Source organism: Candidatus Thiodiazotropha sp. AKIB8, assembly GCF_058244675.1.
The window spans coordinates 23,307-48,324 of sequence record NZ_JBSYOO010000051.1 but is presented as its reverse complement, the minus strand read 5'-3'; the positions used below and the strand labels follow the sequence as shown (position 1 = coordinate 48,324).

General features: G+C 49.1%; 23 protein-coding genes. 7 read left to right on the top strand and 16 right to left on the bottom strand.

The window, feature by feature from the left end:
• Positions 1-24: 24 nt before the first annotated feature.
• The 3 genes from AC4IFB_RS18510 to ispF all read right to left on the bottom strand — a co-directional run bounded on the left by AC4IFB_RS18510 (position 25) and on the right by ispF (position 2,707).
• Entirely contained in the window at positions 25-1,068 is a 1,044-nt protein-coding gene (locus tag AC4IFB_RS18510) for an Sfum_1244 family protein (protein ID WP_490780969.1), read from the bottom strand.
• A gap of 105 nt (positions 1,069-1,173) precedes the next feature.
• On the bottom strand, positions 1,174-2,232 hold the full coding sequence (truD, locus tag AC4IFB_RS18505) for a tRNA pseudouridine(13) synthase TruD (RefSeq protein ID WP_490780968.1): 1,059 nt from the start codon (positions 2,230-2,232) through the stop codon (positions 1,174-1,176).
• The gene (ispF, locus tag AC4IFB_RS18500; protein WP_490778875.1) at positions 2,225-2,707 is read right to left on the bottom strand and encodes a 2-C-methyl-D-erythritol 2,4-cyclodiphosphate synthase; all 483 of its coding nucleotides are present in this window, start codon (positions 2,705-2,707) and stop codon (positions 2,225-2,227) included. Before ispF ends, truD begins: the two co-directional genes overlap by 8 nt.
• 291 nt (positions 2,708-2,998) lie before the next feature.
• Between ispF and AC4IFB_RS18495 the strand changes: the two genes are divergently transcribed.
• Positions 2,999-4,252, top strand: a complete 1,254-nt coding sequence (locus AC4IFB_RS18495) for an HDOD domain-containing protein (RefSeq protein WP_490778876.1) — start codon at positions 2,999-3,001, stop codon at positions 4,250-4,252.
• Positions 4,253-4,310: 58 nt separating this feature from the next.
• Here the strand turns inward: AC4IFB_RS18495 and ispD are convergent, their stop codons facing one another.
• The 5 genes from ispD to pyrG all read right to left on the bottom strand — a co-directional run bounded on the left by ispD (position 4,311) and on the right by pyrG (position 9,343).
• Positions 4,311-5,015 carry a 2-C-methyl-D-erythritol 4-phosphate cytidylyltransferase gene (gene ispD / locus AC4IFB_RS18490; RefSeq protein WP_490780967.1) on the bottom strand — a complete coding sequence of 235 codons (705 nt, stop codon included), beginning with the start codon at positions 5,013-5,015 and terminating at the stop codon, positions 4,311-4,313.
• Entirely contained in the window at positions 5,005-5,301 is a 297-nt protein-coding gene (gene ftsB, locus AC4IFB_RS18485; RefSeq protein ID WP_490778878.1) for a cell division protein FtsB, read from the bottom strand. Before ftsB ends, ispD begins: the two co-directional genes overlap by 11 nt.
• 214 nt (positions 5,302-5,515) lie before the next feature.
• Positions 5,516-6,799 (bottom strand): phosphopyruvate hydratase, encoded by a 1,284-nt coding sequence (gene eno, locus AC4IFB_RS18480; protein ID WP_490778879.1) that lies wholly within the window; start codon positions 6,797-6,799, stop codon positions 5,516-5,518.
• Positions 6,800-6,881: 82 nt separating this feature from the next.
• Positions 6,882-7,715, bottom strand: coding sequence for a 3-deoxy-8-phosphooctulonate synthase (gene kdsA / locus AC4IFB_RS18475; RefSeq protein WP_490780966.1), 834 nt, complete (start codon positions 7,713-7,715; stop codon positions 6,882-6,884).
• The gene (gene pyrG, locus AC4IFB_RS18470; RefSeq protein ID WP_490780965.1) at positions 7,712-9,343 is read right to left on the bottom strand and encodes a CTP synthase; all 1,632 of its coding nucleotides are present in this window, start codon (positions 9,341-9,343) and stop codon (positions 7,712-7,714) included. Before pyrG ends, kdsA begins: the two co-directional genes overlap by 4 nt.
• 529 nt (positions 9,344-9,872) lie before the next feature.
• On the opposite strand from pyrG, the gene AC4IFB_RS18465 reads away from it, so the two are divergent.
• Both AC4IFB_RS18465 and fnr read left to right on the top strand, forming a co-directional pair.
• The gene (locus tag AC4IFB_RS18465) at positions 9,873-10,229 is read left to right on the top strand and encodes a sulfur globule family protein (protein WP_490780964.1); all 357 of its coding nucleotides are present in this window, start codon (positions 9,873-9,875) and stop codon (positions 10,227-10,229) included.
• Positions 10,230-10,611: 382 nt separating this feature from the next.
• A complete protein-coding gene (gene fnr, locus AC4IFB_RS18460; RefSeq protein WP_490778883.1) occupies positions 10,612-11,370 on the top strand; it encodes a fumarate/nitrate reduction transcriptional regulator Fnr in 759 nt (252 codons plus the stop codon).
• Between the two features lie 3 nt (positions 11,371-11,373).
• On the opposite strand, the gene dnaQ is transcribed toward fnr, so the two are convergent.
• Genes dnaQ through AC4IFB_RS18445 form a run of 3 tightly spaced genes read right to left on the bottom strand, consistent with a single transcriptional unit; the run spans position 11,374 to position 13,336 of the window.
• Positions 11,374-12,075 carry a DNA polymerase III subunit epsilon gene (dnaQ, locus tag AC4IFB_RS18455; protein WP_490781036.1) on the bottom strand — a complete coding sequence of 234 codons (702 nt, stop codon included), beginning with the start codon at positions 12,073-12,075 and terminating at the stop codon, positions 11,374-11,376.
• A complete protein-coding gene (rnhA, locus tag AC4IFB_RS18450; protein ID WP_490778884.1) occupies positions 12,075-12,515 on the bottom strand; it encodes a ribonuclease HI in 441 nt (146 codons plus the stop codon). Before rnhA ends, dnaQ begins: the two co-directional genes overlap by 1 nt.
• Positions 12,516-12,574: 59 nt before the next feature.
• A complete protein-coding gene (locus tag AC4IFB_RS18445; RefSeq protein ID WP_490778885.1) occupies positions 12,575-13,336 on the bottom strand; it encodes a class I SAM-dependent methyltransferase in 762 nt (253 codons plus the stop codon).
• A gap of 425 nt (positions 13,337-13,761) precedes the next feature.
• Between AC4IFB_RS18445 and AC4IFB_RS18440 the strand changes: the two genes are divergently transcribed.
• The gene (locus AC4IFB_RS18440; RefSeq protein ID WP_490780963.1) at positions 13,762-15,441 is read left to right on the top strand and encodes a lytic transglycosylase; all 1,680 of its coding nucleotides are present in this window, start codon (positions 13,762-13,764) and stop codon (positions 15,439-15,441) included.
• Between the two features lie 112 nt (positions 15,442-15,553).
• Positions 15,554-15,742 (top strand): ribonuclease H, encoded by a 189-nt coding sequence (locus AC4IFB_RS18435; protein WP_490780962.1) that lies wholly within the window; start codon positions 15,554-15,556, stop codon positions 15,740-15,742.
• Between the two features lie 56 nt (positions 15,743-15,798).
• On the opposite strand, the gene katG is transcribed toward AC4IFB_RS18435, so the two are convergent.
• From katG to AC4IFB_RS18415, 4 genes are all read right to left on the bottom strand, one after another.
• Complete coding sequence (katG, locus tag AC4IFB_RS18430) at positions 15,799-17,964, bottom strand: catalase/peroxidase HPI (RefSeq protein WP_490780961.1); 2,166 nt, start codon at positions 17,962-17,964, stop codon at positions 15,799-15,801.
• A gap of 224 nt (positions 17,965-18,188) precedes the next feature.
• Positions 18,189-19,235 (bottom strand): ABC transporter ATP-binding protein, encoded by a 1,047-nt coding sequence (locus AC4IFB_RS18425; RefSeq protein WP_490780960.1) that lies wholly within the window; start codon positions 19,233-19,235, stop codon positions 18,189-18,191.
• Positions 19,219-20,895, bottom strand: coding sequence for an ABC transporter permease (locus tag AC4IFB_RS18420; protein WP_490778890.1), 1,677 nt, complete (start codon positions 20,893-20,895; stop codon positions 19,219-19,221). Before AC4IFB_RS18420 ends, AC4IFB_RS18425 begins: the two co-directional genes overlap by 17 nt.
• Before the next feature lie 138 nt (positions 20,896-21,033).
• Complete coding sequence (locus AC4IFB_RS18415; protein ID WP_490778916.1) at positions 21,034-22,011, bottom strand: Fe(3+) ABC transporter substrate-binding protein; 978 nt, start codon at positions 22,009-22,011, stop codon at positions 21,034-21,036.
• Positions 22,012-22,500: 489 nt separating this feature from the next.
• Here AC4IFB_RS18415 and cobO point away from each other — a divergent pair, with 489 nt between their 5' ends.
• Entirely contained in the window at positions 22,501-23,037 is a 537-nt protein-coding gene (gene cobO / locus AC4IFB_RS18410; RefSeq protein WP_490778891.1) for a cob(I)yrinic acid a,c-diamide adenosyltransferase, read from the top strand.
• A gap of 181 nt (positions 23,038-23,218) precedes the next feature.
• On the opposite strand, the gene AC4IFB_RS18405 is transcribed toward cobO, so the two are convergent.
• Positions 23,219-24,007: a TIGR00266 family protein gene (locus tag AC4IFB_RS18405; protein WP_490778892.1), complete on the bottom strand. Its 789-nt coding sequence runs from the start codon at positions 24,005-24,007 to the stop codon at positions 23,219-23,221.
• Between the two features lie 321 nt (positions 24,008-24,328).
• Between AC4IFB_RS18405 and dsbB the strand changes: the two genes are divergently transcribed.
• Complete coding sequence (gene dsbB, locus AC4IFB_RS18400; RefSeq protein WP_490778893.1) at positions 24,329-24,853, top strand: disulfide bond formation protein DsbB; 525 nt, start codon at positions 24,329-24,331, stop codon at positions 24,851-24,853.
• Positions 24,854-25,018: the final 165 nt, after the last annotated feature.

The following is a 25,018-nucleotide window of genomic DNA, read 5'->3' as shown; positions in this document are numbered from 1 at the left end:
TCCGCAACGCAGAAACAGCACATTCTATAAAGTATTTGCTTCAACCATTGACTTGATCGCTGCAGGAGCCTCCCAGGGTTGATTCTGATAACAATCCAACAGCCTGACTGCCAACTCAGGCCAGTGTTTCTTGCCGTCTTCCACAACCTGGCACAAAGGTTTCCAGTCATCATGAAGATGCCAGGCTTCATAGGCAGCAATCAGTTCAGGAAATATTGATTTCCGCATTCCAGTCAAACCACCCATATAGAAGTGTAGAGATGCTTCATCTTGTTGTGCTATCAGGTGGGGTAGAGTCACCTCACAATCCGCCCAATGATCTCTTACTGCTCTGGCCATGAGTTCAGCCGGTGAATGCCCTAGGTCGATAACCATCTCATTCCATTTTTCACCAAGTGCTTTACCGGCAAGATATTCACCCTGCTCATGCAGCAGAACAGCATCCAATTCTTTTTCAACCATATGATCCAGAGAGGTCTCCAGTTGCTGATCAAAGTCATAGTGGGAGAATGCGCGGCCCATTGCATTATCAGCTCGCTGCCAACGCCAATTTTCAAATTTTTCCCAAAGCAAGCGTCGAAAAGATTCCCGTCTGATATAGATCCGCCCGCCCTGATTCATTGCAGCGGGGGCGGTAAGATCTCTGGCCAGTTCACGTCCCGACACCCACACTGAAATCCCCTCTGGCTGTTCCAGCCGTTCAAGGTGCCCGAGAAAGAAAAGGGGTTTGTTTTTTGCACCATAGCCTGCGCTGTAGACCAGCCCCAATGGCTCAAGAGCATGGTTAATCGTCTCCACATCGAATGGATCGTAGTCCTCGCCATCAAGGGGCAGCGTTGCAAACTCGTCGTCAACCAGGGATTCCCAAAGTGCCTCACGAGCTGTCAGCCAATCACCAACGGATTCATTGGTCAATGATGCCTGGTAGTCGAGACCGTTTTCCCAACGGTAGTATTCACGCATCTTCAACAGATAGGTACAGAGTCCATAATCAGCCCCGTGACGGGCGTCTGAGATATGGCAATTCCGTTGAACCGCACAGCAGAGTTGTCTAAGCGTACCTTTCATTATTGGGTCTATTTTTCCGCCAGGTGAGCGTTGATCACTTATTCAGAGCCTGCTTTTAATCCTATCCTGAAGAATCTCTTTTACCACCCCTATTCTTCAGGGTAATCAAATATCAGAATCAGCCGTATAGTCAATCAATTCACGCAGTAACGCAGTTGCAAAGCAGCCGGCAGGCAGGAAAAATTCCAGCGCCAGGCTCCCATCCTGTAGAAATTGCCAAGTCAGGTCTTTCAAGCTGATTCGCAATGACCTGCGCTCTTGCTCCAGCCCGACATGCTCCAGGCCATTTCGCCATAGCTCGAATGGCTCTAATACCCTCGCCTCCAAATCACCGGCATCCTCATTGACTAGATTCAGCCCCCTTCCCCATAGAGGCCCAGTAGGATGGATGTCCAACTCTCGACAGCGCTGGGCCAGGATCTCATCCTCCTCTTCGTGGCAGGAAAACCCTCCTCGACTGCCATCGAGTTTGAAATAGTCTCCAGGCAAGGGGATATTCCAGATACCCTGCTCGATCCGCTCAGCCAGAACCTGATTGAAAAGCTGTGAACGTGCTGCCGATATCACCAGGCCGCGCAATGATCTGCTCATTCGAGGTCTAGCGGGTGAAAACAGGAGGTCAGCCTGGCCTAGGTTGTTGTAACCATGACCAAAGCGCTGTTCACCAAAATAGTTTGGCATCCCCGATATTTTGAGTTGTGTCAGACGCTTTTCCAGTAGCGTCTGATCTGCACTTAACTCTCTAATACGCAGTGTGAAACGGTTACCTCGCAGGCTTCCTCTACGTAATTTTCGTCTGTGTTTATGTACTGCCAATACCTGAATCAGTTCATCTTCCAGCTTGCTCCATTCAGGTTCAGGGCGTCCTGCCATACCAAGAGAGAACCATTGGGTGGTAACAGCATGTCGATCTTTCAACCCCGCGAAACCGACATCCTTTACCGGGATACCCGCCAGTTTTGCCAGCTGCCCGGCAAGCCATTGGGTATTGGTCTTGCGTTTCCTGATCTGCACCAGCAGGTGCTCACCCTCATCATCCGGCGTGAAGCCAACTATTTCATCGACTTGAAAATCTTCTGGAGTGGAACGAATCACCCCGGTTCCAGCCACGCCACCATGGGCATGAGGCATCTGCTCAATAGGCTGCCAGGGTTTGTCAGTCAATTTCCGACTCCTTCAACAGCACTGTAGCTAAAGCGGCAATCCCTTCACCTCGACCGGTAAATCCCATACCTTCAGTTGTCGTCGCTTTGACATTCACCCGATTCAGCTTAATTTGCAGATCGGAAGCAAGAATTTCACGCATATCGTCGATATAAGTGGCTAACTTCGGTTTCTGCGCTACGATCGTCATATCCGCATTTGCAACCATCAGACCCATGCTGTGAAGCTGCTCTATCACCTGGCGAAGCAATTTACGACTCTCTATGCCGGCGTAAGCAGGGTCATTGTCAGGAAAATGTCGGCCAATATCACCAAGGGCAGCAGCACCTAGCAAGGCGTCGCATAAGGCGTGTATGAGCACATCCCCATCCGAATGGGCCAGCAAACCCTGATCATGGGGCACTTCGACTCCGCCGAGAATCAGACGGGATCCGGATTCGAATCGATGGGCATCATAGCCCTGGCCAATACGCATACCAATTCACCATTCAACTTAAAGTGTTACCCATTCGGGTCGCTATAATAAGGGTACTTTGAACAGATATTGAATGGTGATCCAGGATCAACAAATCCCGCATCTGCGCATCCAATATTGGTTGTAGACAGGCTACTACCCGGGATCAAGAGAGGGCGGTAGAGGGTTAATCACCCGTAATATCACCAACCAGATTCGTTCATAGTTTCTTATAATTGACATTGTACGCAATGAACCAACTAAAAGCCGCCAATATTCCATACGAAACAGACCACCCCGAGCACGCTTAAGATGATTCAACGAGTAACCGCTGTCACTAATGACAGGGTCAAAAAAATTGAGGCCCTGAGAAACTTACCAAAGCGGGTTTTGAAATATGTTCTATCCGAAACCCATGTTGAACATCGAAATGCCAATACCACAATTGCAGTTGAAGGTGAACCCATAGACCAGGTCTACTATCTGCTGGCGGGTGAAGTCAAAATCAACTCAAATGATAGAAAACAGGTAATCTGTCGAGCTGAGCAACCCTGTAGCTCGCTTCCTTTGGTTGAGAGGAATCCCTGTGAGGTATCTGTTGACAGCATTACAGCTGTAGATCTTCTTAGCATTCCCCAAGAGCTATATGATTCAATAAAACGCCTTCCTCCCATCGTCAACAAGCGATCAAACAACACCATCGAACTTAGTGATACCAATGGCCCTGAAGCTGAGCTCTACTGGGAGTTTCATGAATCGGTGCAAAACAACACGTTGGAACTGCCCAGCATGCCGGATATCACCATGCGCATCGCAAAGGTGATTAATGATGGTAATTCCAATAGTGAGGATATTGCCCATGTTGTGCAGGCCGACCCCACCGTCGCAGCTCGTGTTATCAGTGTCGTCAACAGCGCAGCCTATCGGGGGAAACAGCCAATCGATAATCTGCCTGACGCAGTGACCCGTTTGGGTCGTTCGGTCACACACAATCTGGTCATCAGCTTCGCACTGGGAAAGTTGTTTCAAAGTCGTTCGAAAACTCTACAACAACGTATGGTCAAACTTTGGAAACATCTCAGCTATGTTGCTCCAATATGTCATGAGCTGGCGAACGTCACTCCAGGTCTTGCATCTGATCAGGCTCTACTATGTGGTCTGCTACATGACATTGGAGCGCTGGCCATTATCGGCGCGGCACGCAATAAGCCCGCTCTGATAGAGAATACTGAATTACTTGACCGTGTGCTTGAAAATCTCAAAGCAGAAGTTGGCGCTATGGTTCTGCGACAATGGGAATTTCCTGACTATTTTGTTCAATCCGCTCTGCATGCAGATGATTGGATGGAAGATATAAGTCATGAACCAGATTATGTTGATCTGGTGGTTATTGCTCAGCTTCATGCCTATATCGGAACACCAATGATGGTGAAGCTGCCGCGACTGGATCTGGTGCCTGCCTTCCATAAATTGGCGCTCGGCAAACTTACCCCACGACATTCAATCGGTATCCTGGAAAATGCGAGGGAACAGATTCGGGAATTGAGGAATCTGCTGGCGATCTAGTGTAGTTTGGTCCGAACGCGAAAAAGATTATTAACCCGGCACCTTAAGGGCACCTCTATTAACTATTCGAGATACCCTTTTGCAGATAGAGTCTGGCCAATTGCATATCACCAGGCCGGGTTATCTTGATATTCGTGCTCTCTCCCTCAACCATTTTAGGCGTGTAGCCTGAGAGCTCCATCGCCCCCGCTTCATCTGTAATCGTTGCATCACTCAGGATCGCCGCCTGAATAGAAGAGATCAGAAGTCCCAGGCGAAACATTTGTGGTGTAAAAGCGCGCCATAGTCCCTTACGGGAGACTGTTGCATCGACACCATTAGCACTGTCCAACCGCTTCAATGTATCGCTGACCGGCACCCCAAGCAGTCCACCAACCGGATGCTCATGCAGGGTCTCTATGAGACGACTTAGATCAGCGTCAGACAGGCAGGGTCTTGCGGCATCATGGACTAATACCCAGTCATCATCACTGGCTTGCTCTAAAAGACTATTCAGTGCATTCAGCACTGATTGATAGCGAGCTTCACCACCGGCGACCCTGATCACTCTGGGATCACTGGCATAGTCGCAAAGCTCCCAGTAGGCATCCTCTTCGGAAAGCGCCACATAGACGGCCGTAATACGTGGATGGCTGAGTAGTCTCGACAGTGTGTGGTCGATGATCCTGCGACCGGAGAGATCAAGATACTGCTTCGGTATATCTCCACCCATGCGTCGACCAACACCTGCAGCAGGTACCACTGCCCAGCATCTAACGCTCATTCGTTTCATCCTCAGAGGGGGTAACAACCTGGTAGAATATCTCTCCCTCTTTGATCATGCCCAGCTCGCTACGCGCCCGTTCCTCGATGGCATCTTGTCCACTGCGCAAGTCCTCAACCTCTGCTTGCAACGCATCGTTTCGCTTACGTAAACCCACCATCTCCTGCTGTAAGGTTTGAATCTCATCCTTTAGATTATTTACCTCAGCCAGGCTCCCCTCTCCTACCCAGAGTCGGTATTGCAGAAAAGCCAGCAGAATAACCAAAATGAAAATAGTGGTGCGCATGGTTCAAATCAAGGAACTCTAATATCAGTGGGCCGACCGATGGTGCTTATCCCTGGTAATAGCCCGCTATTGCGAAGATAGGCAACACAATAGCGGTGCATTTTGACGGCAAGCTATCGAATCATGAGTTGATCAGATAACCCTGAAAGAGCGGATAATTCACGAGCAGGCCAGGATCTCAAAAAGCATACTGCGCTCGGTCGTACCATCCGGATCAAGGGATTGCTACTGGAAAGGCATCTTTACCAGCATAGATTGCATCTTCACCCAATTGATCCTCAATGCGCATTAACTGATTGTATTTTGCGACTCGGTCTGAACGGGATAAGGAGCCGGTTTTGATCTGTCCAGTACCTGTCGCCACAACCAGATCCGCAATAGTGGTATCTTCTGTTTCACCAGAGCGGTGGGAAATCACTGCACTGTAACCAGCAGCCTTAGCCATATCTATAGCGGCCATAGTCTCACTTAAGGTGCCTATCTGATTGACTTTGATTAGAATCGAGTTGGCGATCTTCTCATCAATCCCGCGCTGCAGGATTTTAGTATTGGTTACAAACAGATCATCACCAACCAGCTGTACCTTTTCACCCAGTTTATCAGTCAGCAGCTTCCAGCCTTCCCAATCCCCCTCATCCATACCATCCTCGATGGTGATGATAGGATACTGATCCACCCAGGCAGCAAGATAATCGGTGAACTCTTCAGCACTGAATTTGCGCCCTTCCGATGCCAGGTCGTAGACCCCATCCTGATAAAATTCCGAGCTCGCGACATCCAGACCCAGATAGATATCGCGTCCAGAAGAGAATCCTGCCTTTTCTATAGCTTCCAGGATCACTTCGATCGCTGACTCATTGGAGGGAAGATTGGGGGCAAAACCACCTTCATCGCCCACCGCCGTTGCCATGCCCCTGCCCTTTAGCACACTCTGCAGAGCATGAAAGACCTCGGCGCCGTAGCGCACCGCTTCACGAATCGAACCGGCACCCACAGGCAGAATCATGAACTCCTGCAGATCGACACTATTATCGGCATGTGCACCACCATTGATGATATTCATCATTGGTACTGGCAAGCGGTAGGGACCAGATGAGAGGGAACGATAGAGTGGCAGCGCCCTCTCCTGGGCTGCGCCGTGAGCTGCTGCCAGAGAGACACCTAAAAGCGCATTGGCACCCAACTTTGATTTATTTTCTGTTCCGTCCAGATCGAGCATGCACTGATCTACACCAGACTGATCTGTAACATCCATGCCCATCAATGCCTCTTTGATGGGGCCATTGATATGTGCAACCGCCTGCAGAACACCCTTGCCCAGATAGCGACTCTTATCACCATCCCTCAACTCCAGGGCTTCACGTGATCCGGTAGAGGCACCGGAAGGCACCATTGCCCTGCCTATGGCGCCATCTGCTGTGAATACATCGGCTTCAATGGTCGGGTTTCCTCGTGAATCGAGAATTTCTCGTCCACGTACATCAACAATTTCAGACATTTCGTCTCCGTCTTGTTCTGTCGTTTGTTTCTATTAGCACTATTGTCATCAAGCAATGTTACAGGCAGATGACTCGCCAGATTTATAATTCCAATTCAATCAGGCCACTTTGTTTAACCTGTCTATCCAATGCCACCAGCGTTTCAAGAAGTGCCTTCATCTTCGCTAGTGGCCAGGCGTTTGGTCCATCACTCAACGCTTTATCCGGCTCGGGATGGGTCTCCATGAACAGACCTGCCACACCGGCAGCCACTGCAGACCGGGCAAGTACTGGAACAAACTCCCTCTGCCCTCCGGAATGCTTACCCTGTCCCCCAGGTAACTGAACCGAATGTGTCGCATCAAAGACCACTGGACATCCTGTCTCTCGCATTGCAGCAAGTGAACGCATATCTGATACCAGATTGTTATAGCCAAATGAGACTCCACGCTCACAAACCATCAGCTGCTGATTCCCCACTGCCCTGGCCTTCTCAACCACATGGGTCATATCCCAGGGTGCAAGGAACTGCCCTTTCTTAATATTAACGGGTAAACCCTGACTGGCAACACGCTGGATAAAATTGGTTTGGCGGCAGAGAAAGGCCGGTGTCTGTAAAACGTCAACACATTCAGCCACCTCATCCAATGGGGTGTCTTCATGCACATCTGTAAGGATAGGCACACCCAATTCAGCTTTGACCTTCTCAAGTATCTGCAGACCCTGCTCCATACCGGGACCACGATAACTCTCAGATGAGGAACGATTGGCTTTATCAAAAGATGATTTGTAGATAAAGGGTATTCCAAGATCGTTGCAAAGGCTTTTCAACGTCCCTGCTGTCTCCATCGCGAGTTGTTCACTCTCGATTACACAGGGGCCAGCAATCAGAAAAATGGGCCGATCCAGTCCAACTTCGAAATCACACAGCTTCACGCCTGGCTATCCCTATGTTTTCTGGCTGCTTCAATAAACCCAGAAAAGAGCGGGTGTCCATGACGAGGTGTGGAGGTAAATTCCGGATGAAATTGACAAGCCACAAACCAGGGATGTTCAGGTATCTCAACGATTTCGACCAAACGGCCATCAACCGAACGGCCAGAGACCTTCATGCCGGCAGTGACAATATCATCCAGGTAGCTGTTATTGAATTCGTAGCGGTGGCGGTGGCGTTCGACAATGACCTCTTTGTCATAGAGTTGATGGGTGAGGCTACCAGGTTGCAGCCTGCACTCTTGTCCGCCGAGACGCATGGTGCCCCCCATATCGGAGTTTTCACTCCGGGTTTCAAGCTTACCATCCGCATTCAGCCACTCCACGATTAATCCGATTACAGGGTTAGGCGTAGAGCGATCAAATTCAGTGCTGTGAGCATCTGCCAAACCGGCCACATGGCGAGCAAACTCAATCACTGCCACCTGCATACCCAAACAGATACCCAGATAGGGGATCGAGTTCTCCCGCGCATAGCTTACTGCAGCAATTTTGCCCTCTACGCCGCGATTGCCAAATCCCCCCGGCACCAGGATAGCATCCATACCCTTCAGGCTATCGATGCCACTCTTCTCTATCTGCTCAGAATCGACATAGTGAATAACCACCCGATTCCCGGTATGCACGCCAGCATGAACCAGCGCCTCAGAGAGGGACTTATATGCTTCGGTGAGATGCACGTACTTACCCACCATCGCGACTTTCACTTCTCCTTCCAGATTGTCCAGCCCTTCAAGAAATGCTTCCCATTCAGAGAGATCCGCAGGTGGCAAATTCAGACCAAAGCGCTGATTCACCAACTCATCCATATTCTGAGCATGCAGCAGCACAGGAATCCGATAGATCGAGTCAGCATCGACAGCTGAGATAACGGCCTGTTCAGGGACATTGGTAAAAAGTGCGATCTTTCTACGCTCCGCTTCCGGCAGAGGCTGCTCAGAGCGACATACCAGGATATCCGGTTGAATACCGATAGAGCGCAACTCCTTCACCGAATGTTGAGTCGGTTTGGTTTTGATCTCTCCAGATGCTTTGATATAGGGCACCAGGGTAAGATGCATAAACATCGCCCGTTGTGGCCCCATCTCCACGCCCATTTGCCGGATCGCCTCCAGAAATGGCAGGGATTCAATATCGCCTACGGTACCGCCTATCTCTACCAGACAGATATCCTTGTCAGCCGCACCAAGCTGGATACTGTCCTTGATTTGATTGGTGATATGGGGAATTACTTGAACCGTACCCCCCAGATACTCCCCTTTTCGCTCCTTGCGAATCACATTTTCGTAGATCTGACCTGTGGTGAAGTTGTTATTACACCCCATGGTACTGTCGATAAATCGTTCGTAATGGCCGAGATCCAGATCTGTTTCAGATCCATCTTCGGTTACAAACACCTCGCCATGCTGAAAAGGACTCATGGTGCCGGGATCCACGTTGATATAGGGATCCAGCTTGATCATTGTGACATCCAGTCCGCGGGCCTCCAGCAGTGCAGCCAGAGAAGCTGAAGCGATACCTTTGCCAAGGGAGGAGACAACACCGCCCGTAATAAAAATAAAACTGGTCATGTAATTCTGCTTACCAGGTTAGAGTGCAGGAAAATGGGATATAGGACGGGTGTAAACAGTAACAGATTGCCCCTCTTCACTCAATCTCGAAGGGCTAACCAACCTGGTTTCAATTTAGGTATTATTCAGAACTGCAACAAACTACTGATTCAAGGCATGTCCTCGATAAAAATATCTGCACTCTATATAAGGAAGTAACTCGGAACTCCCCAGAGATTTCCATCAGATCGCCCCTGAGAGCTGCTTGCTCAGGATCCAAATAGATCGAATCAAATAGACAAGATTGCCATGAAATCGTCTCCATACGGGGCTCAATAATTCGATTGATTATAACTGACCAGGGTCTATAATCGATTGGCGTGTTACGCAAATAACAACTACTGAGGCAAGTAGAACTTTACCCTACAGTCTGCCCCGTAACATGACAGACTTGGCGTGAAGTCCTTAACCATTGCATGATGGAGGCTGTAAGGCCGCTTTTCTACATCACCGATGTAGTATGAAAACAATCATTTGAGAGGAAGAAAGCATGACTAAATTTGCTAAAGTTCTGAGCATCGCGGCACTCGTAGCTGTGTCTACCAGTGCATCTGCCTGGTGGGGCAACGGCCCATGGGGCGGCAACCGTGGTTATAACAACGACGGCTACGGTGACGGCTATGGTGATGGCTCTGGTGATTTCAGCTTTGGCATGAGCGGCAACGCCCGTGGTTCTGGCTATGGTCGTGGTAATAACTACTACCGTGGCTACAACGGTTACGGTCCTTATGGCTACGGCGGCGCTCCTTATGGCTATGGCGCTCCTTATGGCGCACCATATGGTGGTGCTCCTTATGGCTATCCTGCACCTCCTGCAGCTGCACCCGCTCCTGCTCCGGCTCAATAATCAGGCCGATCAATAGCAGAAAAGCCGGCCTTCAGGCCGGTTTTTTTATTCGGCGACAGACTAAAAATCAATGATCCAAAGTAATAAAAACAGTAAAACTACTTGATCCACATCAAGAATTTCTGGAAAAATAGCTCGAATTGCCAGCCCACCAACAATTAAACATGGACGAAATAGGGTAGATTGGGAGACATTAAGCTGTATCAGCCTGGCATATGCGCCTGGTAAAGCAGCTTTTAATGTTTTTATTTGGCAAAACCGCCTCTGAGCAAAGCTAAATTCAGGGTGAGAGAGGACAATTCAAGGGTAAGAAATGCCTTAAACACTAACTGGGTGCACAATACATTGCCTATATAGCACCTGCCCATGCTGGAGCGATTACTTGACTAGTAGAAAAGTCGTATCATTTGAAAACATCAAGGTCGCCTGTAAAAACTGCAGCCTTGCCACCCTATGTCTCCCCATGGGGCTGACTCCGGACGATGTCGAACGCCTCGATGGCATCATCAAGCGAGGCCGCCCCTACCATCGAGGAGATCATCTCTACCGTGGGGCTGACAAGTTTCATAGCTTGCGGGTCATAACCAGCGGCTCGGTCAAGACCTACAGCCCTAATGAGGATGGAGGGGAACAGGTATTGGGATTTCATCTTCCCGGCGAACTTATCGGCCTCGATGCAATCCAGGACGATAGCCACACCTGCTCAGCCATCGCACTTGAGACTACAGCGGTATGCGAAATCCCCTTTTCCCAGCTGGAATCTCTGAGCTGCATAATGCCCAGTCTGCAGCACCAAATGTATCGTCTGCTCAGCCGGGAGATAGGTCAGGAGACGGAAATGTTGACGCTACTGGGTAAAAAGAGTGCCGAGGAGCGCTTAGCAACCTTCCTACTCAGCTTCTCAGAACGATTCAAACAACGGGGTTTTTCTGCCAGCGACTTCTTTCTCAGTATGTCACGCCATGAAATCGGTAACTACCTCGGTTTAGCAGTCGAGACCGTGAGTAGACTCTTTACCAGGTTTCAGGATGAAAACCTGCTTAGAGTAGAGCGGAAACATGTACAGTTACTCGACATACCGAGGTTGTATGACATCGTGCAAGGCTGCGATAGCGCCAAGTCCACACAATCCAGGGGTTAAATCCTAACTGCTGAGCCAAACGCACCTTTCGCCCATCTCCTCAAGTTGACGCTCATGGGCTTCAATCTCTTCAGCGCCGGCAACAACCACTTTGAGAGGGGGACGGCCGGCTGACAGTCGGCGGATATTATCAACCGATTGCTCATCACCACCCTGCTGCCCAAGATCGTCATCCAACACCAGCGCCGTCTGTCCACCGGTCATCATCAAATAGACATCGGCGAGTATTTCAGCATCCAGTAACGCCCCATGCAGCTCACGATGGGAGTTATCGATATCATAGCGTCTGCATAATGCATCAAGGCTGTTTCTCTGCCCTGGATGCATCTTCTTTGCCATGATCAGCGTATCGGTAACAGCACACAGTGCATCGATGCGCTGCGGGTTTTCCATCAACCTCAATTCATGATCAAGGAATCCGACATCGAATGGTGCATTGTGGATAATCAATTCAGCACCACGCACATATTCGATGAAGTCAGTCACCACATCACAGAATTTCGGCTTGTCGGCGAGAAACTCATTGGTGATACCATGCACCTCAATGGCCCCCGCATCGATCTCTCGATCTGGTTGCAGAAACTGATGGAAGTTATTACCTGTCAATCTTCGGTCAACCAGCTCAACACAGCCGATCTCTATAATTCTATGTCCCTGCTCTGGCTCCAGACCGGTGGTTTCTGTGTCGAGTACAATCTGGCGCATCATGACAACATCTCCTGAATACCCAGATTAGCCAGTTCATCTGCCAATTCATTCCCTGGATGACCAGCATGTCCTTTTACCCATTGCCAATCCACATCATGTTTACTTACTTCACTATCCAATTCCCGCCACAAATCAACATTTTTTACCGCCTTGCGTGCAGAGGTCTTCCAACCATTTCTCTTCCAGCCGTGGATCCACTGGGTAATGCCGTTTTTTACATATTGTGAATCGGTAGTCACTTGCACCTGACTGGGCCTTGTCAGCTCCTGTAACCCCCGAATTACCGCAAGCAGCTCCATCCGGTTATTGGTAGTGCCAGGCTCACCGCCATACAGTCTCTTTTCATGGCCTGCATAGCGCAGTACAACCCCCCAACCACCAGGCCCAGGATTCCCTTTACAGGCGCCATCACTAAAAAGTTCTACTATTTGAGTCATTTATACTTCTTAAAAATCCGTTAAGAGATAGGGTTTCTTATGCTTAACAGGCCTGATCACTAAGTCCCATTCCTGATTGTTGGTTCTGCTGCAGTGGGTAAAACACGTTTTTTTACCGACCATTTCGGGCGAATGTGTGTAAGAGTAACCACGCGCTTTACGGCCAATATGATATACACCCCACCAAAATTCGGATAGAGATTCTCCCCGAGCTGCTCCAGAAATTGGAGTCTCTGACTAATACCGGGTCTTTGGATCGGTGGCCTGTAATTAAGAAAGTGAATATCAAGTAGATCAAAGCCTAAAAGTGACAGCCAATCCAAAACCCTTCGACTGCTGAAAAAGTGACCACACCAAGGCGGTATCGATGACCTCAACCTAAGCAGTCTTACCCCTCCCCAGAGGCTCCAGGGGTTGAACCCAGTGATCAGCAGCTTCCCCTCGGGAATCAAAACCCGCTCCACTTCACGTAACACCTGGTGGGGATCAGAGGAAAAATCCAGGGTATGGGGTAGTAAAATACCATCCACACAGTCGCCAGCAAATGGCAGCCTATAAGGTTCAGCCTGCAGATCAACGTTTTTTCCACCTGGCGTAACCCCCATCACAATCCGGTTCCGCGCAGGACTCACCCGCAACAGGTCTTCATCCTGCTTCAAATGGCCGATCTGCACCACATGATAGCCAAACATTGCGGAGATGTGCTGCTGAAGATATTCAGACTCTTGAGCGGCCAAACTCTCTCCAAGCTGACTATTGAACCACTCCTGAATGTGACTCTGTTGGCAAGATCGAAGTTTTAACCGCCTGAATTCTCTCATCTATAAAGGTATCGACTTTGCTACCGACACTAGTGTCAGGTAATCTGTGTTTTTGAGCGCTGTCCTGGAAGCTGGTAGCAACGACTGGCGCTCAGCTATCGTCTGTCTGTTATTGTGACAACACAAATGTGGATTTGAGCGGCTCTGGTAGTGAGTGAATCTGGTTTGATGTCTCATTTTATCGATCGACGACCGCGTTGCGATTTGCCATTTCGGATCTAATGCTCCATATGGATGGTGATGTCTCTTCGACAATCATTGCATAAGCAATCCCTGGTATGCAGTCCTAAGAGATGCTCAGCAAGTTGAGGCACCACGAAACAGATCCTGATCTCTACACAGATTGCAACTGGTGGCCGCTTGTCAGGAGTTCATTACATGGAAATCATACACGGCTTTATTTTTATTTTCTTTCAGAATTCAGTATGCCTAAGTTACCAACCAATTCACCCGATTTTCTCTCAAAATCGCCTCTATTGTTCATGAACCTGATCTTCGCCTGCCTGTTGACAGCCTGTCAGTCACTGCCAAACCCCGGGCAGGAATCCGCACTGGTTGAGGTTCCCCTTGACACCATCTCAACCGAGGCCCTGCAAACTCAGCCGCTAACAGAGGAGAAGCAGGTAAGATCGGAGCAGATGCCTGAAGTTGCTGAACAATTGCAGGAGGTTATCGCTTCCCTACCTGACCCTGAGCCAGAACATATCTGGGATAGGATGCGTGACCAATATAAGCTTTCAATCCCAAGCAACCCCCGCCTCACCAGAGAGCTGAACTGGTATAAAAAACACCCTAAATATTTACAACGAATTCAGGAGAGAGCCGCACCTTTTCTCTATTTTATTCTGCAGGAGATCGAAAAGCGGGATATCCCGACTGAAATCGCCCTTCTGCCCGCAGTTGAGAGCGCATTTCAGCCTTTTGCCTACTCACCTGGCAGAGCAGCAGGCATCTGGCAATTCATACCGTCAACGGGACGACACTTCGGTCTCAAGCAAAACTGGTGGTATGACGGACGCAGGGATGTAGTCAGGTCAACCCGCGCAGCGCTTGATTACCTCACACGTCTGAACAAGCAGTTCGATGGAGACTGGGAACTGGCCCTGGCTTCATACAACTCTGGTGCTGGTACCGTAAGGAGCGCGATCAAACGCAATATCAAGAGAGGAAAGCCAACCGATTTCTGGTCTCTCAAACTACCTGACGAGACCAGTGCCTATGTCCCCCGACTGCTTGCTTTAGCTCAGATTTTCAAGGATGCCGAGAGCTATGGATTTGACCTGTTAGCCGTCCCCAATGAGCCCTATTTCTCCACGGTTGACATTAAATCCCAACTCGACCTTGCCCTTGCAGCTGAAATGGCTGATATACCCATTCAGGAACTCTATCTGCTGAATGCTGGTTTCAATCGCTGGGCCACAGACCCTGATGGTCACCATCAGTTGACCCTACCACTGGATAAGATTGATCAGTTCAAACAGAAACTTGCTGCTTTGCCCGCTGAAAAACGCCTGACCTGGAAGCGGTATAAAATCAAGTCCGGTGATTCCCTCAGCGTAATTGCCCGTCGACACGGCACCTCAGCAAAACTGATTCGGCAAGTGAACAAAATTAGCGGCAATAGGATTCGGGCAGGCAAACATCTGCTGATCCCCGTATCCAGCAAGAACCTGGATCACTATGTATACACACAGGATCAACGTAAATCTGCGATACAAAACCGTTCAAGAAAAGGTGTAAAACAACACTACCGGGTAAAGTCTGGTGACACGCTTTGGGATATCGCCAAAGCACACCACGTCAGTTACAAAAAACTGGCCAGCTGGAATGGTATGGCGCCAGGTGACCCTTTGAAAACAGGGCAAAAACTGGTCATCTGGACGTCCAAATCAACTTCAAAAATTTCACTTCTTGATCTGCAACCTACAGGCACTCAAAGTCGGCTGCACTACAAAGTAAGACGGGGTGACTCCCTCTCTCGCATCGCACAACGCTTCAAAGTCTCAGTGGCAGACCTCAAACGCTGGAATACTATCAAGGGGAAATATCTGAAACCCGGTCAAAGTATCAAGCTGTATGTTGACGTCACTGAACAAACACTCTGACATATGTTCCCTTTCTTTGATTCAAATCAACGGATGATCGGTATTTTTTGACTCCAAGACCGAGCTAACAGACTATCGGCAGACCACTGTTAGTGTAAATGGGGTCACGACTATGAGTAATGAATGTCAGTTGAAAGAAGGGGCTGAACTCAACCTGCCTGACGTCGAAAAGATCGCTTTGGCGTTAAAATCTCTGTCGGTCTACTCAATGCTGGCCTATGAGCATGATGATGACCCTGAAGATTTGGATGGTGTGGTTCAGGATGGTCTGGATGCGATTGATCGCCTCTTTAACTGCTGAGCCGACCCCCTGATATTTTATCAGGCCACATCCTGTGGCCTGTATACCAGGTTAAATCAGACAAGATCGAATCTATCCAGATTCATCACCTTGCTCCAAACCTGGATGAAGTCATGCACGAACTTCTCTTCTGAGTCAGCAGCAGCATAGACTTCGGCCAACGCGCGCAATTCTGAATTTGAACCGAATACCAGATCGACACGCGTAGCGCTCCACTTGGATTCACCAGTTTTCCGGTCAACCCCTTCAAACAGATCCTCATCTGCAGAGAGCGCACGCCAAGCAGTCCCCATATCGAGCAGATTGACAAAGAAGTCATTGCTCAGCACCTCGGGGCGATCAGTGAAGAGACCGTGAACACTCCCTTCAAAGTTGGCCTTGAGAACACGCATACCACCAATTAGCACTGTCATTTCTGCAGGGGTCAAGGTCAGCAGCTGTGCCTTATCCACCAGCATCTCTTCTGCGGAAACGGTGTATCTCCTCTTCATGTAGTTGCGGAAACCATCAGCTTCCGGCTCTAATACAGCAAAAGATTGCTCATCTGTATCTGCTTGGGAGGCATCCATTCGACCAGGGCTGAAGGGAACCGTTACATTATGCCCTGCCTGCTTCGCTGCCTGCTCAACTGCGGCACAACCGGCCAATACAATCAGATCCGCCATTGAAAGCGGTTTTGTGAAATCACTCTGGATCTTCTTCAGGGCATTCAACACCTTCTGCAACTGATCCGGCTGGTTGACCTGCCAATCCTTCTGCGGTGCCAGGCGAATACGGGCACCATTGGCACCACCTCTCATGTCTGAGCCACGATAGGTTGATGCAGAGGCCCAGGCGGTTGAAACCAATTCGGCGACTGAGAGGCCAGAATCGAGGATCTCACTCTTAAGATCTGCAATATCCTGCTGATCAATCAGTTCATGATCTACAGCAGGAATCGGATCCTGCCAGAGAAACTCCTCTTGAGGAACTTCACAACCGAGATAGCGTGCACGAGGCCCCATATCTCGGTGAGTCAGTTTGAACCATGCCCGTGCAAATGCATCAGCAAACTGATCTGGATCCTCATAAAAGCGTCGTGCAATTTTTGTATATTCAGGATCAAATCGCAGCGCCAGATCAGTTGTCAGCATAGTCGGGGCATGCCGCTTTTCAGAGTCATGGGCATCAGGCACTGAATCGGCACCTGCACCGTTCTTTGGTATCCACTGATATGCACCAGCTGGACTTTTAGTCAATTCCCAATCGTATCCAAACAGGTTCCAGAAGAAGTTATTACTCCACTTGGTTGGTGTGGATGTCCAGGTAACTTCGAGGCCACTGGTGATCGTGTCGCCTGCTTGACCTGAACCATAACCACTCCTCCAACCCATACCCTGCTCCTGAATTGGAGCAGCTTCCGGCTCAGGTCCTACCAGTGCAGCATCTCCTGCGCCATGGGTTTTGCCGAAGCTGTGGCCACCTGCTATCAGCGCTACAGTCTCTTCGTCATTCATGGCCATACGCGCAAAGGTCTCGCGAATGTCTTTAGCTGCTGCTAACGGGTCAGGATTACCATTCGGACCTTCGGGATTGACATAGATCAGCCCCATCTGGACTGCTGCGAGGGTTTTTTCAAGACCTTCATGCTCACCTGAAAAACGCTCATCTTGCAACCAGGTATCTTCATTACCCCAGTAGATATCCTTTTCCGGCTCCCAGATATCTTCACGTCCACCGGCAAAACCGATTGTCTTGAATCCCATCGACTCCAGAGCGACGTTGCCAGCGAGAATCATCAGGTCGGCCCAGGATATTTTTTGACCGTACTTCTGCTTGATTGGCCAGATCAGTCTGCGAGCCTTATCGAGGTTGACGTTATCCGGCCAACTGTTGACCGGTGCGAATCGCTGGTTACCAGTGCCACCACCTCCCCGACCATCGCTGGTGCGATAGGTACCAGCACTGTGCCACGCCATACGAATAAACAGTGGACCATAGTGACCGAAGTCCGCTGGCCACCAATCCTGCGAATCGGTCATTAACTCATGAAGCTCTCTCTTCACCGCATCAAGGTCAAGTTCTTTGAACGCTTCAGCATAGTTAAATCCCTCACCCATAGGCGTGGACTTTGATGAGTGTTGACGCAGAATATCCAGGCGTAACTGGTTCGGCCACCAGTCACGGTTCGACATGCCACCACCAGCAGCAGCATGATGAAAGGGGCATCTATTTTCAGACATTGTGTTATCTCCTTTTGATGGATGATCAGTTTTTTTCATCCGTTTAGGGATGACCTGATATAACTCTATGCCCGAATCTTTGATAATTGAAATCACTTATTATTAATTTATCGATAGTTTTATACTATCAATCAAATAAACATAGCCACTACTGCTGATATTAACTGAGTGGCTAGACATGCAATGAAAAACAGAAGTGAGGTAACGAAGCTGTTCAGAAGTGTTTAAACTGCAGGAAAAGCCACAACATGATCAACAAAGAGACGAATCCCGATCATCTCGCCTATCCCATGATCATGGTGACTTTGAACCAGACACAATATCTCAGTGCCATCTGAGAGTGCCAGGGTATAGAGATATTCTGCGCCCTGAAAAACCTTATCCACTATTTTAAGCTTGAAGTCACTCTGATCATCATGAATGACATCATCAGGACGTAACAGCAACTCTACAGCCTCTCCTACTTTGGGTGACTCAACGAACTCTCCTCTTATCTTCCCCAAAGGAGATTGAATCTCACCATCCTCGGTGACATGGCCAGGCACCATCGCCCCCTGACCGATAAAATCGGCAACAAAACGATCCCTGGGTCGATGGTAAAGGGAATAACCACTATCCCATTGCCGCAATCGCCCCTCACCCATGACACCAATCGCATCGGCCAATGCGAAGGCTTCCAGTTGATCATGCGTCACCAGTATGGCGGTAACCTCTTCCCGCTTGAGGATATCCCGCACCTCACGGGCCAACTGTTCTCGTAACTCTACATCAAGCCCTGAAAAGGGCTCGTCCAACAGCAGTATATCCGGTTGTGGCGCCATGGCCCGGATAAGGGCGACTCGCTGCTGCTGCCCACCGGAGAATTGATGGGGATACCTCTTTTCTGAACCTGACAATCCAACCAGTTCTAGCAGGCTTCTCACCCTCTGCTTGCGCTGAGAGTTACTCAACCCTCGTAGTCCGAAGGCAATATTCTCCTCAATATTGAGGTGGGGATAGAGGGCGAAATCCTGAAACACCATGCCCACGCGTCTTTTTTCAGGTGCCAAGGTCTCACCAGGGCGAGATACACAACGACCATCGAGCTGTATCTCTCCCTTTGCCAGGGGTTCGAATCCCGCTATGGCACGCAGCAGACTGGTCTTACCACAGCCACTGGGACCTAACAGGCAACCTATCACACCCTTTTGCAAGGCAAAGCTGACATCGTCAACAACGGTTTGCCGACCATACTTGACTCTGATATTTTCGACTTTAAGTTGATTCGGCATGACGCGACCGTGTAATGGAACGACTTAATAAAATAACCGGTAAAATACCAACAGCCACAATGGTCAACGAAGCGTATGAGGCATCAGCCAATCGTTCATCGGAGGCCAACTCATAAGCTCTTACCGCCAGCGTATTGTAGTTGAAGGGACGTAGTATCAGTGTTGCCGGCAACTCCTTTAACACATCAACAAATACCAACAGCAGAGCAGTCATCAGACTCCCTTTAAGCATTGGCATATGCACCCGGCGAATAATCTCTCCTGAACCGGCCCCCATCGACAGGGCAACTTCATCCATAGTCGGACGAATCTTACCCAAACCTGCTTCAACTGTTTGCAGTGAAACCGCCAGAAAACGTACCAGATAGGCAAAGATAAGGGCAACCAGTGTGCCACTCAGTAAGAGACCTGTAGACCAGCCGAACTCGCCACGCATCCACTCATCCAGACTATTGTCGAAGGCTGCAAAGGGAATCATGACGCCTATCGCAATCACTGTACCTGGAATGGCGTACCCCATGCCCGCAGTCCTCACTGCAAGTATAACCGGCCAGCTTCCATATTGGCGTTTGCCATAACTGAGAAAAAGCGCCAGTAATAGCGCCAACAGAGAGGCACTGCCCGCCAACAGCAGGCTATGGATTATTAAACTGAAAAAACGACTGTCCAGACTCTCTTCTGCTGTGGTCATGGCCCACCAAAGCAACTGACCAGCCGGTAAAATAAAGCCTAACAAGAGCGCCCCTGAACAGATAACAAAAGCCATCAAAGATTGCTTGCGGTTCAATTGAAAGCGGGTCAATGATTGATGCCGCTGAGTGGTGTGATGATATCGAGCCTGCCTGCGGGATCCCTTCTCAATCAGGATCAGAGTGAACACAACCAGTAATAACATGGCGGAGAGTTGAGCTGCCGCAGCGGCGTTATTCATACCATACCAGGTACGAAAGATACCTGTGGTGAAAGTGGAAACACCAAAATACTGCACTGTGCCGTAGTCAGCCAGGGTCTCCATCAATGCCAGAGACAATCCGGCAACAATCGCCGGTCTCGCCAGTGGTAAGGCTACCTTGAAAAAGGTTCTCCAAGGACCGTTACCCAGGGTTCGGCTGACATCCAAAACACAGATTGACTGCCCCATAAAAGCAGCTCTGGAGAGCAGATAGACATAGGGATAGAGCACCAGTGAAAGCATCAGTGCCGCACCTTCAATGGAGCGAATCTCAGGGAACCAGTAATCACCATACCCCCATCCAGTCAGCTCTCTCAGAAGCGTCTGTACAGGACCGGCAAAGTCGAAAAGCCCGGTATAGGTGTAGGCAATGATGTACGCTGGAATCGCCATCGGCAGTAGCAGCGCCCACTCAAACAGCCAGCGTCCCGGGAACTGACACATACTGGTCAGCCAGGCCGTACTTACCCCCAACAATAAAACCCCTATGGCCACACCAACCATCAGCAATAGTGAGTTGGTGATGTAGTCCTGCAACACCGTAGCAGCCAGGTGCTCCCAAACCTCACCGGCGGGTTCAAAGAGGTATCCGAGCACTACCAATACAGGGACCGAAAGCAACAGAGCGATGGCGAGTACACCAATACTCCAGCCATTCATCCTGAATGAGAGTCGAGAGAGTACTCTACTTCTATCTGCTGCCAGCATGGCTTGTGGCTTCAGTTACCAACAGACAGGGTCTTACAGATCTCTGCTCAGCCACTCTTGTGTCAACTTTTTTCAATTAAAAAGACTCCCAGTAAATTGTCCGGTTATAATCTCCATAGAACGACCACACTTATCTCTCTATTTCCACCCGGCACGATCCATCAATCTAAGCGCCTCTGGATTTAGCTCGCCTAGTCGACTGAGATTAATCCTATCCAATCTGAACTCACCCCATGCCTTTAAAGTATCACCTTCCTCGACATCATCTCTCACCGGATATTCACCATTCGTCTCTGCATACCACGCCTGGGATGATTTACTGACCAGAAACTCCAGCAGTCTGATAGCGGCCTGCTTGTGTTTTGCTGTCTTGATCACAGCTGCACCACTGACATTGACATGTGCCCCTCTGCCAGACTGATTGGGCCAGAAGACTCCCATCTTCTCAGCTGCTTTTCGCTGACTTGCCTCTTTCGAATTTAACATCCCTGCTAAATAGTAGGTGTTGGCAATAGCAATATCACAAACACCCGCTGCTGCTGCTTTGATCTGGTCCCGGTCCCCGCCTTTAGGTGGACGGGCGAACTGTTTCACAAAAGATTTCGCCCAGGCCTCAGTAACATCGATACCATTCGCTTCAATCATTGAGGCTACCATAGACTGGTTATAGATATTACCCGATGATCTTATACAGATCCGACCACGCCATTGGGGATCAGTTAAAGCCTCATAAGAAGAGAGTTTTGACGGATCCACCCGCTCTTTCACATAGAGAATAGGACGTGCTCTTAAGGTGAGACCAAACCAGTGACCATCAGGGTCACGGAAATTACCCGGTATAAATTCAGAGAGTGCCTCTGATTCCACAGACTGAGTAACCCCAGCTGCCTTTGCACGATGCAAACGACCTGCATCTGTGGTGATCAGCAAGTCAGCAGGTGTATTTCGACCCTCACTCTGCAAACGCTGTAGTAGCGCATCCGCTTTACCGGTTACCAGATTTACCTCTATTCCTGTTTCATCAGTAAACCTGTCTAACAGTGGTTTGATTAATTTCTCTTTACGTGCAGAGTAGAGGTTAACCTCTTCTGCATTGACCACCATGGGAATGAGCATGCTGAGTACGACAGGCAACACAACTGATTTGGCTAAAAGTGACACGGATAGTACCCCTTAACTAATAATTTAACATCAATATCTAAATGATAACGATTTTCATTATAATTCGCAACACCCCACCCAGTCAGCCACCACAATGTACAAAATTCCTAAACATTCAATCTCTATTAACCCGGCGACTAAGTATGTTGTCTTCAGGGTTTCAAGCCTGCCCTTGATCAAGGCGCGGCTCGCAGGCAATGGTTGTTCCCTTGTCAAGAGCCGCAACACCGAGCAAGGGCAGGCTTGAAACCCCTAACAATATGATTTTTTAAAAGACAGGCCGAAGTGTGCCTGCCTGCAGACTGCGTTATCAAAACTTGCTGTAGGAGTGCTACAGCGGCGTTTTGATGCCTTGCCGCAGGCTGGCACACTTCGGCTGAAGACAACATACTTAGTCGCCGGGTTAATATAAACCCGGCATCTTAATTGATAGGTTTTAAGTTAATGAAACAGCGCAATAATCGACATGGCTTGACACTGGTTCTCACAGGTGAAGGTAAGGGTAAATCATCAAGTGCGTTCGGCATGGTGTTCCGCGCCGCCGGATGGGATATGAAGGTTTTAGTCATTCAGTTCATCAAGGGCAAATGGAAAACAGGTGAACAGAAAGCCGCATCGCGCTTCGAAAACATTGAATGGCATGCCCTGGGCGATGGCTTCACCTGGGATACAAAGAATCCGGATCAAGATCGCCAGACAAGCCGTGAAATATGGTCTTTTTGCCAGCAAAAGATCGTCTCAGAGAACTACGATCTGGTCGTCCTGGATGAGATTAACTATTGCTGTGGGTATGGCTGGATCAGTGGAGAGGAGATAGCAGATTTCATCCGAGACAATAAGCCCGCCTGGATGCATCTGGTTCTGACTGGCAGAGATGCACCAGCGGAACTCCAGGCTGTCGCAGACACAGTGACTGAAATGGGCAAGATCAAACACGCCTTTGAACAGGGTATCAAGGCTGAACAGGGGGTTGAATTCTGAAGCAGATGTATCCGAAACAGCAGCTATAAGCCTACCTGATTACCCTCCATACTCAGCAAAAGAGTATCAACCTGTATAACCGTAATATGCGCTAGTGCAGTTGCTGGGGCATGGCCCCACCCTACACTTTATATCGACAGGTTATTTGCCAACCCTCCTCAACATGGGGCCCAAAGCCTGTTCAGTCGCCATCGAACACCCGCCCTATTCCTCCTAGAACTGAACCCTCACCCTTGTCACTGCCTCCGGCTGATGGTGCATTTGACAAGATTCTGTCTGCCATGCGCGAGAAGGGCAGACTCTGTAACCAGACCGTGCCATGCCCTTTCAGAGTCGCAAGAAATAGCCCCTCTCCCCCAAATACCATCGATTTCAGATTACCTGAGCGCTGTATGTCATACTCCACACCACTGGTAAAACCGACTAAACAGCCTGTATCCACTCTTAGAGTCTCACCACTGAGTTTTTTCTCAACAATCGTACCGCCAGCCTGAATGAAGGCCATACCATCTCCCTCAAGGGCCTGGAGAATAAAGCCTTCCCCACCAAACAAACCGCTACCTATCTTCCGATTGAACGCAATATCGACTTTAGTGCCCAATGCAGCGCAGAGAAATGCATCCTTTTGACAGGTAACCTTCTCACCCAGCTGGGCCATGTTTAACGGCACAATATTCCCTGGATAGGGTGCTGAAAATGCCACACGTTGCTTAGTGGATCCCCGGTTTGTGAAATGGGTAGTGAATATCGACTCTCCGGTAAATACACGTTTGCCAGCAGAAAACAGCTTACCCATCAGCCCCTCATCAGGATTGGAGCCATCACCCATTTTGGTTTCGAAATCTATGCCCTCCTCCATGTAGGTCATTGCACCAGCTTCAGCAATAACCGTCTCTTGTGGATCAAGCTCCACTTCCACCAATTGCATCTCTGAACCGAGTATTTCGTAATCAACCTCATGGCAACGCATTTATTAAGACTCCTTTAGTGTTTATAACAATAGTAAAATTTTCTAAACTACTATGACAACTCATGCCATATAGTGATATGTTTTAAGAGATAATTTATCGATTTGATTAAAGAACCTCTGAATAATTCAACAGCAAACATATCGTCGATCACAAATAGCTCGATCCAAGGCACGAATCTTGGGTAATAACCCAGCTATTGGGAAGATTCACAATGTAGAGTTGTTGCATCTTGAGGGCAAGATGTCGGTCGGCGATTTGTTCATAGGTTCCTCAAATATAGGATACACATAGATGCTGATTACTATCAGGCTTCAACTGCCATGATTCATCACCGCTCTACACCTTGGCTTATGCTTGCAGCCAGCGCGCTACTACTTGAATTGGCAGCCCTCTATTTTCAACACGGAATGTCATTGGACCCTTGTGTCTTGTGCATCTATCAACGTGTCGCTGTACTCTCTATTTTTATCGCGTCCATGATTGGCGCCAGCGCACCCCATCTACTCGTAATCCGATTAACAAGCTATCTGTTCTGGATAGCGGGTGGAGTATGGGGTCTCTATCTGGCACTCAAGCAATCAGGGCTACAGCTTGGCATCATTCCTCCCTCCATGAGTTGTGATGTAAATGCAAAATTCCCATCCTGGTTAAAGCTGGATGAGTGGTTCCCTTCAATCTTTCAACCTTCAGGCTTCTGTGATGATATCCAGTGGGAATTCATTGGCCTGAGCATGCCTCAGTGGATGATCATTGTCATGGCCGGGTATTTACTGATCCTCCTCATCTTCATCACATTCGACGTACGTGCATTGATCAAGCGGCGGAACAATAGCGTCTTGACTTGATGAGAACAGAGACCGGTGACGCGTTTTAAATGCCATAACATCTGATGAGGAATCCAGAACTTTAGTCTACTAAAGCATCAGCAAAGATACCCCCCACGAGTGGCTAATCAGGAACTTGCCGAGGCATGTGAGAGATGGCCTCTACTCACAATAATAGAACCTCTC